Source organism: Pelagerythrobacter sp. (assembly GCF_041912895.1).
Taxonomy (GTDB): domain Bacteria; phylum Pseudomonadota; class Alphaproteobacteria; order Sphingomonadales; family Sphingomonadaceae; genus Pelagerythrobacter.
In genome coordinates this window covers 93,077-105,702 of record NZ_JAYSGI010000002.1, presented here as the reverse complement: position 1 = coordinate 105,702, position 12,626 = coordinate 93,077, and the positions used below count along the sequence as shown (strand labels likewise).

7 protein-coding genes are annotated in these 12,626 nt (G+C 62.0%); 2 read left to right on the top strand and 5 right to left on the bottom strand.

Annotation, left to right across the window (positions count from 1 at the left end):
* Nucleotides 1-6 precede the first annotated feature (6 nt).
* A complete protein-coding gene (gene mutS, locus ACE3QC_RS07465) occupies nt 7-2,613 on the bottom strand; it encodes a DNA mismatch repair protein MutS (protein ID WP_374406850.1) in 2,607 nt (868 codons plus the stop codon).
* Nucleotides 2,614-2,723: 110 nt separating this feature from the next.
* Between mutS and ACE3QC_RS07460 the strand changes: the two genes are divergently transcribed.
* Nucleotides 2,724-4,994, top strand: coding sequence for an NADP-dependent malic enzyme (locus ACE3QC_RS07460; RefSeq protein ID WP_374406848.1), 2,271 nt, complete (start codon nt 2,724-2,726; stop codon nt 4,992-4,994).
* 54 nt (nt 4,995-5,048) lie between these two features.
* Here ACE3QC_RS07460 and ACE3QC_RS07455 read toward each other — a convergent pair whose 3' ends face one another.
* On the bottom strand, nt 5,049-5,195 hold the full coding sequence (locus tag ACE3QC_RS07455; RefSeq protein WP_374406846.1) for a hypothetical protein: 147 nt from the start codon (nt 5,193-5,195) through the stop codon (nt 5,049-5,051).
* Between ACE3QC_RS07455 and ACE3QC_RS07450 the strand changes: the two genes are divergently transcribed.
* Nucleotides 5,182-6,141, top strand: coding sequence for a TetR/AcrR family transcriptional regulator (locus ACE3QC_RS07450; protein ID WP_374406844.1), 960 nt, complete (start codon nt 5,182-5,184; stop codon nt 6,139-6,141). The two genes, ACE3QC_RS07455 and ACE3QC_RS07450, sit on opposite strands and share 14 nt — an antisense overlap.
* A gap of 24 nt (nt 6,142-6,165) precedes the next feature.
* Here ACE3QC_RS07450 and ACE3QC_RS07445 read toward each other — a convergent pair whose 3' ends face one another.
* The 3 genes from ACE3QC_RS07445 to ACE3QC_RS07435 form a co-directional block, all read right to left on the bottom strand.
* Nucleotides 6,166-8,400 carry a hypothetical protein gene (locus tag ACE3QC_RS07445; protein WP_374406842.1) on the bottom strand — a complete coding sequence of 745 codons (2,235 nt, stop codon included), beginning with the start codon at nt 8,398-8,400 and terminating at the stop codon, nt 6,166-6,168.
* Nucleotides 8,401-8,739: 339 nt separating this feature from the next.
* Complete coding sequence (locus ACE3QC_RS07440; protein WP_374406840.1) at nt 8,740-9,225, bottom strand: hypothetical protein; 486 nt, start codon at nt 9,223-9,225, stop codon at nt 8,740-8,742.
* Between the two features lie 214 nt (nt 9,226-9,439).
* Nucleotides 9,440-12,445, bottom strand: coding sequence for a TonB-dependent receptor (locus ACE3QC_RS07435; RefSeq protein ID WP_374406838.1), 3,006 nt, complete (start codon nt 12,443-12,445; stop codon nt 9,440-9,442).
* Between the last annotated feature and the right edge of the window lie 181 nt (nt 12,446-12,626).

Here is a 12,626-nt window from a genome sequence, read left to right as displayed (position 1 = left end):
GAATGCTTAAGACTCGGTGGAGCCCGCGTCCTGCTTCAGCCGGTAGAGCGCATCGAGCGCGTCGCGCGGGCTGAGCGCGTCGACATCGAGTTCGCGCAGCCGCTCGCGCACAGTATCGATCGGCTCCTCGCGCACCACGCTGGCGGCGGCGAACAGCGGCAGGTCGCCGAGCCCCGCCGCCAGACCGCCGGTTTCCGCACGGCCTTTCTCCAGCTTGTCGAGCACCGATTTCGCGCGTGCCACCACTTGTTCGGGCACACCTGCGAGCCGCGCGACAGCGAGGCCGTAGCTGCGGTCCGCTGGCCCTTCGGCCAGTTCGTGCAGCAGCACGAGATCGCCCTTCCATTCGCGCGCGCGAACATGGTGGAGGCTGAGCGCGTCGCAGGTTTCGGCGAGGCGCGACAGTTCGTGGTAATGCGTCGCGAACAGGCAGCGGCAGCGGTTGGTCTCGTGCACCGCCTCGACCACCGCCCAGGCGAGCGCGAGCCCGTCGTAGGTCGAGGTGCCGCGCCCGACCTCGTCGAGGATCACGAAGCTGCGCTCGGTGGCCTGGCTGAGGATCGCGGCGGTCTCGACCATCTCGACCATGAAGGTGGAACGCCCGCGCGCGAGATTGTCCGACGCGCCGACGCGACTGAACAGGCGGTCGACCAGCCCGATCCGCGCGCTCGCGGCGGGCACGAAGCACCCGGCTTGCGCCAGCAGCACGATCAGCGCGTTCTGGCGCAGGAAGGTCGATTTGCCGCCCATGTTCGGCCCGCCGATCAGCCACAGCCGGTCGGCGGGCGCGAGCGTGCAGTCGTTGGCGACGAAGCGCTCGCCGGCCTTCGCCAGCGCCGCCTCGACCACCGGATGCCGCCCGCCGGCGATCTCGAGGCAGCGATCCTCGACGATCTCGGGCCGCGCCCAGTCGCCTTCCGCCGCGCGCTCGGCATTGCCCGCCGAAACGTCGAGCCGCGCCAGCGCCGCGGCGGTCTCGGCGATCGCCTCGCGCGCTACGGCCACCGCGCCGGTCAGCTCCTCGAAATGCGCTTCCTCCGCCGCCAGCGCGTGGCCGCCCGCCTCGGCGATGCGCGCGGCTTCCTCGTGCAGCCCGAGCGAGTTGAACCGCACCGCGCCCGCCATCGTCTGGCGGTGGGTGAAGCCGCTGTCCGCCGCCATCAGTGCGTCGGCATGCTTCGCGGGCACTTCGATGAAATAGCCGAGCACGCCGTTGTGCTTGATCTTGAGCGCGGAAATCCCGGTGTCGCCACGATAGCGTGCCTCCAGCGCGGCAATGGCGCGCCGCGCGTTGCCCGATGTCTGCCGCAACTCGTCGAGCCCGGCGTCGTAGCCTTCGGCGATGAAGCCACCGTTCTGCCGCTCGGTCGGCGGGGCGGGGACGAGCGCGCGCTGGAGCAGGTCGACCAGCGCGCCATGGCCGCCCAGCGCAGGCAGCAGCGCGTCGAGCAGCGCGGGGCGGTCGGGCTTGCCTTTCAGGTGATCCTGCACCCGCCGGGCCTCGGCCAGTCCGTCGCGCACCTGCCCCAGATCGCGCGGGCTGCCGCGTTCGGCGACGATCCGGCCCAGTGCGCGGCCGATGTCAGGCAGCGCGCGCAGTACTTCACGCAAGTCGGCACGCAACAGCGGGTCGGCGTGAAGCCAGCCGACCAAGGCCAGCCGCGCCTCGATCGCCCCCGCGTCCGTGAGCGGAGCGGAGAGATCTTCGGCCAGTTGCCGCGCGCCCGCGCCGGTGGCGCAGCGATCGACCGCCGCGATCAGGCTGCCCGCGCGCCCGCCCTGCTGTGCCTCGACGATCTCGAGGCTAGCGCGCGTCGCTTCGTCCATCGCCAGCGCGGCTTCGCCCGTGTGTGCGACCGGCGGCAGCAGCAGCGGCAGCTTGCCGCGCCCGGCGTGGTCGAGATAGGCGAGCAAGCCGCCCGCTGCGGCGAGCATCGGCCGGGTGAATGCGCCGAACCCGTCGAGCGTCGCGACGCCGTGCACCGCCTTCAACTGCGTCTCGCCCCCGTCGCTGGCGAAATCGCCGCGCGGGCGCGGGATCGCGTCGCCCGGCGCATCGTCCCAGTCCTCCGGCACCACCACCTCGCTCGGCCCCAGCCGCGCGAGCGCCGCGCCCAGCCGGTCGGGCGGGCATTCCTCCAGCGCCATGCGCCCGGTCGAGACATCCACTGAGGCCGCGCCGATTACGCCGCGCACCTCGCACACCGCGGCGAGCACGTTCGCCCGGCGCGGCTCGAGCAGCGCCTCCTCGGTCAGCGTCCCGGCGGTGACGAAGCGCACGATGTCGCGCTTCACCAGCGCTTTGGAACCGCCGCGCTTCTTCGCTTCCGCCGGGGTCTCGACCTGTTCGGCGATCGCTACGCGGCATCCGGCGCGGATCAGCCGGGCGAGGTAGCCCTCCGCCGAATGCACGGGCACGCCGCACATCGGCACCGCTTCCCCGCCGTGCTCCCCGCGCGTGGTCAGCGCGATGTCCAGCACGCCCGCCGCAACCCGCGCATCGTCGAAGAACAGCTCGAAGAAGTCGCCCATCCGGTAGAACAACAGGCAATCGCCAGCCTCGCGCTTCAGCGCATGGTACTGCTCCATCATCGGGGTCGATTTCGCCGTCATCGGTACGGGCCTAGCGCCGGCTCGCACGATTCGGAAAGGGCGTCCGAAGCGCCTTTCCCCTACCGCTCGTGCGGCGAGTTGGTTAGGGGGCGCACAAGAAATCAGGAGACATGGCGTTGGCCGAGGAAAAGCAGGCGACCTTCACCGCGCGCGAGGCGCTCTTCTACCACGAGACGATCCGTCCGGGTAAGATCGAGATCGTCGCGTCGAAGCCGATGGCGACCCAGCGCGACCTCAGCCTCGCCTATTCGCCCGGCGTCGCCGCTCCGGTGGAAGCGATCGCGGAAGATCCGGCCAACGCCGCGAAATACACCGCGCGCTCCAACCTCGTCGCGGTGATATCGAACGGCACCGCGATCCTCGGCCTGGGCAACCTCGGCGCGCTCGCCTCCAAGCCGGTGATGGAAGGCAAGGCGGTGCTGTTCAAGCGCTTCGCCGACGTCGATTCGATCGACATCGAACTCGCGACCGAAGAGCCGGACGCCTTCATCGAGGCGGTCGCGCTGATGGAGCCGAGCTTCGGCGGCATCAACCTGGAAGATATCAAGGCGCCCGAGTGCTTCATCATCGAGCAGGCGCTGCGCGAGCGCATGAACATCCCGGTGATGCACGACGATCAGCACGGCACTGCGATCATCGCCGCCGCCGGGCTCATCAATGCCTGCCACCTGACCGGCCGCAGCCTGAAGGACGTGCGGATGGTGGTGAACGGCGCGGGTGCATCCGCGCTCGCCTGCACCGCGCTGATCAAGGCGATGGGCGTGCCGCACGATCACGTCACCGTGTGCGACCGCTCCGGCCCGATCTATCGCGGCCGCACCGATTCGATGGACCAGTGGAAGAGTGCGCACGCGATCGACACCGACGCGCGCAGCCTGGAAGAGGCGCTGGTGGGCGCTGACATCTTCCTGGGCCTCAGCGCAGCGGGCGCGCTCAAGCCCGAGTGGGTCGAGAAGATGGCCGATCAGCCGATCATCTTCGCGATGGCGAACCCGGTGCCCGAGATCATGCCCGACGAGGCCAAGGCCGTGCGCCCCGATGCGATCATCGCCACCGGCCGCAGCGATTTTCCCAACCAGGTCAACAACGTGCTCGGCTTCCCGTTCATCTTTCGCGGGGCGCTCGACGTGCAGGCGACCGCGATCAACGAAGAAATGAAGATCGCCGCCGCGCGCGCCATCGCGCAACTCGCGCGCGAGCGGGTGCCGGACGAGGTCGCCGCCGCCTACGGCAAGAACCACGCCTTCGGCACCGACTACATCATTCCCGCGCCGTTCGATCCGCGGCTGATGGAGGTGGTGTCCTCGGCGGTGGCGCAGGCGGCGATGAACACCGGCGTGGCGCTCGCGCCGATCGCCGACATGGACGCCTACCGCCTGTCGCTGAAGGCGCGCCTCAACCCGACCACCTCGGCGCTGACCAACACCTACGAGCTCGCGCGTGCCAACCCGCGCCGCGTCGTCTTCGCCGAGGCGGAAGAGGACGTGGTGCTGCGGGCGGCGATCCAGTTCCGCGATTTCGGCTACGGCACCCCGATCCTCGTCGGGCGGACCGAGAAAGTCCGCGCCGCACTCGAGGCGCTCGGCGTCGACGATCCGGACGAGTGGGAGATCCAGAATTCGAACGATTCCGAGCTGGTGCCGGAAATGGTGGATTATCTCTACCAGCGGCTCCAGCGCAAGGGCCGGACCGAGCGCGACGTGCGCCGGATGGTCAACCAGGAACGCAACGTGTTCGCCGCGCTGCTCGTCGCGCTCGGCCATGGCGATGCGATGATTTCCGGCCTTACGCGCACGTTCTCGCAGACCGCGCGCGAAGTGAACCTCGTGCTCGATCCGAAGCCGGGACAGGTGCCGTTCGGTATCCATATGATGATCGGCAAGAACCACACCACGTTCATGGCGGACACGACGATCAACGAACGGCCGAGCGCCGACCAGCTTGCGCATATCGCACGCGAGACGGCGGCAGTGGCCCGGCGCATGGGGCACGAGCCGCGCGTGGCCTTCCTGTCGTATTCCACCTTCGGCAACCCGTCGGGCCAGTGGCTGACCAATATCCGCGAGGCGGTGGCCCTGCTCGACGCCGAGCAGCCCGATTTCGAATACGAGGGCGAGATGGCGCCGGACGCCGCGCTCAACCCCAAGGTGATGAGCCTCTATCCGTTCTGCCGCCTCTCGGGGCCGGCCAACGTGCTGATCATGCCGGGGCTGCAATCGGCCAACCTGTCGGCCAAGCTGCTGCGCGAACTGGGCGGCGACGCCACGATCGGGCCGATGCTGATCGGGATGGAGAAGCCGGTCCAGATCGCGCCGATGACCGCGATCGCGCCCGACGTGCTGACGCTGGCGGTGCTGGCGGCGGCGGGCGTCGTCGGCTGAGATACGAAAAAGGCCGCTCCCGAAGGAGCGGCCTCTTCATCGCAGTTCGACCGGTCAGTCCTGCTGCGGCCTGGCGGCGTTCTTGCCCTTTTCACCGGGCTGGCGCTGCTGGTCCTGCTGCTGTTCGCGCTGACGGTTCGCTTCCGAGCCGCCTTGCTGACTCGGCTGCTTTTGCTGCTCGTTGTTCTTGCTCTTTTCCATCGCACTTTTCCTTCTTCCGTCCCACGGTGGGGACAGCGAAGAAACGCCGGCCGACGAGGATATCTCCGCCGGTTTCGCCGAAACGAACCGCGCTTGCGACAAGCAACCCGTCGCCAACATTTGTTGCGTAAAGAAACCAGACGCTTGCAAACAACTCCAGCAGCGAGGCCAGTTGGAAAACTGGCGACTGAACAATCATTCCAAGCCTAGCAGCCCCAAAACATTGCAAGTTTGCCAGAGCAAGTTCTGGGCGTATGAGGGCGCCATGAAGAAATCGGAAAGGTCTAAAAGCAACGACGGGGAGAATGTGACACCCGTCGTGGCACGTGGTCGGTATGCCAAGTCCAGCGCTACCAAGAAAGCTACGCGGCGCAAACGCAGCGCGGAAGAAGCGCGGGAGGAAAGCATTGTCGCGGCCCGGTCGCTTTTGCTCGAAGGTGGGCCCGGCGCGGTGACCGTGTCGAATGTTGGGCAGCGGGTCGGTATGTCGCATGCGAACATCATCCACCATTTTGGATCGGCATCTGGTCTGCAGGCATCGCTCATGGGGGCGATGGTCGATGACCTCGCGGACGCGCTCGAGACCGCGGTCGAACACATCAGGGACAGCCGAAATGCTCAGCGTTCAGTGGTCGAACAGGTGTTCGATGCATTCGATTCCGGCGGAGCCGGTCAGTTGGCTGCGTGGATCGTGCTCGCGAGGGATTTCGAGCACCTGGAGCCGATCCGAGACGCGGTTCAGTCGCTCGTCAGTGCCTTTGCAGAGAAAATTCCGGGCCAACCGGCTGAAGAGCGGGTAAAGGGCGCAGTACTCATGATCGCCATCTCGGCCTTCGGAGATGCCGTGATCGGCCCGCATTTGCGCGAGATGCTCGATATGCGAGATGACGAGATGCGCAAGTTGACAGCCAAAATGCTTCCTTTGCTGATCACGATGCCCCGTTGAAAGCTTGCAGGCAGGACTTTTCTTTCAAAACTGAACGCTCGCCGCAAAGCGGATGGTCCGGCCCAGTGGATCGAGTTCGTCGCGCGAATACCCCTCCAGTCCGGTAGAAGATTCGATCGAGCGTCTGCTGTCGAAAACGTTCTGAACGTCCACGGACAACTTCAGAGCCTCGATCCATTCGTTATTGCTCTCTTTTGCCATCAATGATGCGGGCTCGACAAAGGCGCCGAGATTTACGGTCGTGGATGCAGGATAGCGATATTGGACTTCTGAACCGCCATTGACGCTGGCAGGGCCGGTCCAAGTTCCTCCGAGGGTAACTCCGAGGCCGTTGCGACCAACGTTGAGCTGAAATTCGGCGCTGTGGCGCGCCTGCCCCAGTCCTTCGAGACGATCGATAACGCCGAGGCCGGGACGAATTTCCGTTTCGTTTTCCAGGTCCCATTGAAATGTCAGCGAGCTCGTAATCGTCCACGGCGGTTTGGCATCTTCGAGAACGCCGGAGTCTTCCGACCAGCGAAGCGAAAGTCCACTCGTAAGCCGTCTCGTTTCATCGAAGCCGATGTTTATCGGCCGTGCATCGATCGCGACCAACCGCCCTGTTTGGTCTCGATAAATCCTTTCAGGAAAGGCGGTTTCCACATCAGGAGTTAATTCAGGGAAAGAGGCTACTCCGCCCCTCGCGATGGTGTGCCGGTATCCGAAATCTAGCGATACGAAATTTTGGCCGAAAGGGGTGGCGAAAAGATCGGCCGACAAGATTTTCAGGCTTCCGCCAGCGAGATTTTCATTCCCACCGAAGCGGAACAGCGGCTGCACGTACTCTCCCCGCGTAAAATCGAAGACACGGTTCAGGATTTCGACGCGCGGCGCGTAGAGCTCGTTGTAGGTGGGCTCGCTGTTCTCCCGCGAATAGGCCACTCGCAGATTGACCGACGTGACCGGAGACCAGTCGAGCGCGCTGCCGAGTCTGAAATTCATCGCCGCCCCGCTAACCTTGCGAAATGCGGCAGTCGTGCTGACCGTCAATTCTCCAAGAGGCTTCAGGAAATCAGCCGATGCACTGGCAACCGGAACCGACAGCGAGAGCAGGCCATCGAATTGCTCGCTGGCATTCGACGACGTTGTATTGTCGTTGGTGACTGTGCCGGCGCCGGTGACCTTGGACCGCAGATGATTTGCGTTGAACGACAGGCTCGCACGGGCCTGACCGGCGGGCACGGTGACTATGGAATTGCCCGAGGTCAGCGAAAGATTGTAGGTTTCAGTCGTCGAGCGCAACCGATCGGCCTGGGGCGTCCTTGAGAGCCCAGCGACGCTTGGGTTTGCATCCATATCGCCCGGCCGTGGCGACGTAATTTCCGCGTATCCTAGTTGTCGGACAGATTCCGCCCAATTGACACTGTATCGAAGCCCTATGTTGGACTGCCACCCCCCGACCGCGCCGGTTAGCGATATGCCGGTACTGAAGCTTCTGGAGTTTTGAAGGTATTTCAGCGCACTCCTCGAAGCTAAGCCTCGCCGGTCTTCAAGCAGTCTGGGTTCAAGAGGGTTACTCGCTGGACGGGAAATAACGACAGGAGGGCCGATTTTCAGCGTCGAGTTGTTGCGGTTCGCTGCAAGATTCAGCGTGCCACTGAAGGATCCCACGGGGTGAGTGACATTGGCGTTGAAGCCGATAGATTGTGCCCGCGGCAATAGCGCTGTGTCGTCGTCGGGGTCGAATTGTGCCCCCGCATCGTCCGGGCCGCCTGTCCACTCTAAAGGTGCTGCCTGCGCGGGAAGCGAGCGTTCGCTTCGCAAGAGTTCGGAGTCATGCGAGAAAGTCGCCCCGACGTTCCAACGAGTATCTTGATCGATCGTGAAGCGACCGGCCGTCAGGGCGACGCTTCGCCTGCCGCCGGATGTCGGCGTTTGCACCGCCGCTTCGCCGGTCCAGCTAGCAAAATGCTGCTTGAGTTCCAGGTTGACGACACGCTTATCCTGCTCGACCCCATATGCCGCTGCCGCTTCTCTCGGCAGCAGGGAAATCTGAGCCAACGCCTCCTTGGGATAATCCTCGAGTTCGGCAGGATTGGTAATTCGCTTGCCGTTGACCAACAGTTCCGGCTCGCCTCCGGAGGGGTCTAATACAGGAGAGATGGCATCGAGGAGCTCCCCAATGGTGTTTGCTCCAAACGATTCGATTTCGTTCTCTTTGATTGCCGCTTCGGCCTCGATATCGGCCTGCCCCCAGCGCTTTGCGCGAACGATTATCACGCCATCGTCGAGGGAGTCGTCATTCAGTTGAACGGGTTGGCCGGTTGGCTCGGCGACTTCGGCAGAGCCGTCCTGTGCAAATGCAGCGTAGGGCGAGCCGAGCGCCGCGATAGCGAGAATTGCTAAATATGTACCCGAAAAGCCTGACCTAGAGATAAAAGCGGCCTTGAGCCGCGTCGGCTGTAATGAGTTTTTCCGGTGAAGAGGCGCACTGACTTGAATAGGAATGCCCTAAGGGAAAACTTGTCACCACCTGACTGACAACGGGAAAAAGAGGCGCGCGTAATGACGCGCGCCTCTGCAGTTTGAGGAGCTTCTAATTGCCCTGAAAAGGTGTTTTCACGGAGTGATGCTGACCGGAGCACCCGCGGTTTGCGTCAGAGTGCCGGCCATTTTACAGGCGGCGCCGCTGGTTGCAGACGAGTTCGATAGCGGAACACTCAAGGTGATCCTGCGCGGCGACACCGAATTGCCTCCCCACACCGTTCTGATGGGGCCGGTGCACGTTCCCGAACTGATCGGCGGATCGATCACCAGACCCGAGATAGTCAGATTGGTGCCGTTGTAGAAGGCGGTGCCCGTGCCATTTACGGCAATCAGCGAGCAAGGAAAGGCACCACTCAGAGATCCGGTTACCGAAGCGCTGGATCCGGCCGTGGCATCGACGTTGACCGTCAAAGTGCAATTGTAGGCGAGACCGTCCTTTTGGACCGTAACGGGACCAGAGAACGTCGAAGTACTCGCGGGCGTGTAGGTGTCCGCCATCGCTGCGGGAGCGGCACAAAGCCCGACAGCGCCGACTGCGATTCCGAGTTTCTTTAACATACTGAATCCTCTCATTTTATTTGTTCCGCGCACTCAAAGTCCGCGACTCGATAATATTTACGCTGACATGAATGTCAATATAAATACTATGGATATATTATGTCTTTCTTCCGCATTTTAATTGCAACCTCATATAACTTGCCGGCCACTTTGCGGCGAGCGCCGTCCTGCTTTCTGCATTTGGGAGATGGCGCAGGCGCGACTCACGACAGAATTAAAACCGCTTGCTGACATTGAAGCCAAAAATCCTCGGATCGAGCGTGAATACATTCGTGCTCAGTCCGGAATCGTCACTGTTTGTGAAGAAATCCGTGATCGGCGTGTCGTTGAAGACGTTCTTCACGTAAAATTGGAAGGCGATCTGTGAAGCGGGCCTTTCAAGGGTTATCGCGAGGTTTGCATTATCCCAGGCCTTTAGGCGATCGTACTCGGTATTGTAGACCCGTGCGTAGCTCTTCGACTGCCGGTAATAGTCCCCGCGGAATGTCAGTTCCCAATCTCCGTCTTCGATAAAGAATGTGTATTGGGCGCCGATGTTGAAGGTCAGCCGCGGCGCATTGGGCAGCTCATTGCCTTCGAGATCGGCGTAGAAGCCGCGGCCTCCATTGGGCGCATCGGTCAGCGGGTTGTACGTGAAGCCATAGAATTGCGATAGATCGAGGCCGGTGGTGTCGGGGTCGTACGCACCCGTTTCCGCCGACCCACCGCAGAAAGCGCCTAGCGCGGGGAATCCGAGGCCGAACGCGGAAATCGGATTGGCCAGCACGGTTTCGACCAGTTCGCGCGGTGCAATGCAGTTCGATGGTATTTGCAACCAGGGCCGGATCAACACCCAGTCTTCATTACCCTGCGTCCGGTTCATCACGTCGATGGACTGCGCCCCTTCCTTGAGACGTGTTTTGAGATATCCCAGGTTGCTGTCTACACGGAAGGCACGCGACGGCCGCCAGGCGGCCTCAAACTCCAGCCCCCAACTCGTCGCATCGAAATTCTCGTTCAACGAGATTCGATCGACGATCTTGGAAATCTGGTAACCCTCATAATCGTAGTAGAAGCCCGTCGCGCTGAGAGTAAGCCGCCCGTTGTCGAAACTGTTCTTGGTGCCGATCTCAAAAGCCGTAAGATACTCAGGCTCAAAAGTCGCTGGCAGCGGCTGGAATTGCACTACGAACGGGTCGATATCCGGCTGGGGCGGATTGGTACCGCCGCCTTTATAGCCGCGCGAGATGGAAGCATAAACCAGCGTGTCGTCGGAAAAGCTCACATCAGGCTGCCAATCTACGACAAGCCTACCGGTGGGCTCCGACCATTTCTGGACAACATCAGGATCTTCGGGGTAACCCCCGGCGATCGACCCGCCACTCGTTCCGTTCGTGCCGGCCCCAAGCAGCAGCTGGCTGGAAACCGGCGTGGTTGTTTTCTTGTCTTTCGTGAACCGAATGCCGGCTGTGATTTTCACATTGTTCGTGACATTGAAATAACCTTCGGCAAAGGCGGCCCAGGATTCTGTCGTGACCAGGTTCCGGCTCAAAAAATAGTTATGGCCCAGCTCATTTAGATTACCCAGTGGGTTGGGGTCGACATAAACACAGTCGAATTCCGTGGTGTCTGGATTGCAGTCGACGTATTCCGGAGGAGCGCCCTTTCTATTGTAAAGGTTGTAGGCGATGTATGAGAAAGCGTTGTTCAGTACGAAATAATCATCTTGAGTTTTGAAATTCAGGTAGTTGGCACCGATATTGAAATTGAAAGGCCCGTCCCACTCCGATTGCAGGCGAAATTCCTGCGACCACTGACGGTTACGGGAACGGCTGATGTCGATTGCTAGAAGACGGTTCGACGCTCCAAGTTGGGGGTCGGTGAACACTCCTCCAGGTGCCGCAAACTCTTGGCTTATTGGTGCGCCGAAGAAAAGATCCACAAGGCCCGAGGTGTCATTGAAAATCGGATCCGACACGAACCTGTTATAGTCTTGGGACGAATAATAGCGATCGCGTGCGTATGCGGTCTGAGAAACAAACGTCAAACCATCCGAAACGTCGAAATCGGCATTGAATTGGACTAGATCATTCTTGGCACGAAAAACGGGGTCGTAACTGGTTTCGATTTCTCGAAGATTTCGCGATTGCACAACATTCGCAAAGGGATCGCCGGAGAGAAAGGCCGGCACTACCTCTCCGGTCGTCGGGTCCAGCCCCATAGTGACGACAAGCCGCCCGGCGGCGATGAATGCGAGCGCTTCTGCATTGGGCGCTCCGAAAGCGTCGTCGTCGTACAGTGATCGCGGCAGGCAACCCTGGCTGAACTTGGAGGATAGCGGGATCGGTTCGAACGGAGTGACACCCGGAACCGGCGTGTCGCCGATCATGGTCTTGCCCGGATCACGCGTGCACAGGTTCTTGCCCGTCCGCGATCTGTTGTCGTCCTCCTCGAAATGCTGCCAGATCAGATTGGCCCTGAAACGGTCGCTCGGCTCCCATTCGAGAATCGCTCTCGTCGACCAGAGATCGCGACCGTTCACATCGTTACGGGTGAACGTGTTGTAGTCGTAGCCCTTGCGCTTGGTCCAAGCTCCTGCCGCGCGAAAGGCGAGGGCGTCGCCGATCGGAATATTTATCATTCCGCCAAGGCGCCTGGTTTCGTAGCTCCCCACCTCTCCGCTGATTTCGCCTTCGAACTCCGACGTCGGCATCGCCGGAATGAGATTGACGACACCGCCGGTCGCGTTGCGACCGTAAAGCGTTCCTTGCGGCCCCCTCAGAACCTCGACCCGCGCCATATCGAAGAACTCGGATTCGAACAGGCGATTGCGAATCAGCGGGGTATTATTGAAACTCACAGCGACTGCCGGATCCGATGATGCGGAAATCGATTTCGTGCCGATGCCGCGGATCGAGAAATTGTACATGCTGAAGTTCGACTTCGAGAAGTTCACATTGGGAACGGCTCGCAGCAACTCCGAACCACCCTCGATCTTCTGATTATCGAGTGCTTCGGCCGATATCGCCGAAATGGCGATCGGCACGTCGAGAATGGATTCCTCACGCTTTTGCGCCGTGACGATGATCACGTTCCCACCCGGCTCGACTTCATCGCCGCCGATCGCGCCGATGGTCGCAGCAGGCTGCGCGGCGTCTTGCGCTTGACCGGGCACCGCGCCGAACGCGGCAATGGCAATAATGCTTGTCGTGCACGCTGCGCGAGCCAGGAAACTTCCCATCAAGTCCTCTCCCCGTTTTTTGCCCCATTGTCCGGACCGACGAGAGCCGACCCCGGCAGGAACGTATTTTCGTTGTCGTGTCGTGCAGGCCTAAAGCCAGAAGGCTTCCACCCACGCTCGGCGAAACCTGTCGCGCCCGCTACCGACCCAACGCTCCAAACGCTCCAAACGCTATCATCAC

What these genes read in the sequence shown, in the direction of transcription:
- mutS (WP_374406850.1), bottom strand. Translation starts at nt 2,613, where the DNA reads ATGACGGCGAAATCGACCCCGATGATGGAGCAGTACCATGCGCTGAAG.
- ACE3QC_RS07460 (WP_374406848.1), top strand. Translation starts at nt 2,724, where the DNA reads ATGGCGTTGGCCGAGGAAAAGCAGGCGACCTTCACCGCGCGCGAGGCG.
- ACE3QC_RS07455 (WP_374406846.1), bottom strand. Translation starts at nt 5,195, where the DNA reads ATGGAAAAGAGCAAGAACAACGAGCAGCAAAAGCAGCCGAGTCAGCAA.
- ACE3QC_RS07440 (WP_374406840.1), bottom strand. Translation starts at nt 9,225, where the DNA reads ATGTTAAAGAAACTCGGAATCGCAGTCGGCGCTGTCGGGCTTTGTGCC.
- ACE3QC_RS07435 (WP_374406838.1), bottom strand. Translation starts at nt 12,445, where the DNA reads ATGGGAAGTTTCCTGGCTCGCGCAGCGTGCACGACAAGCATTATTGCC.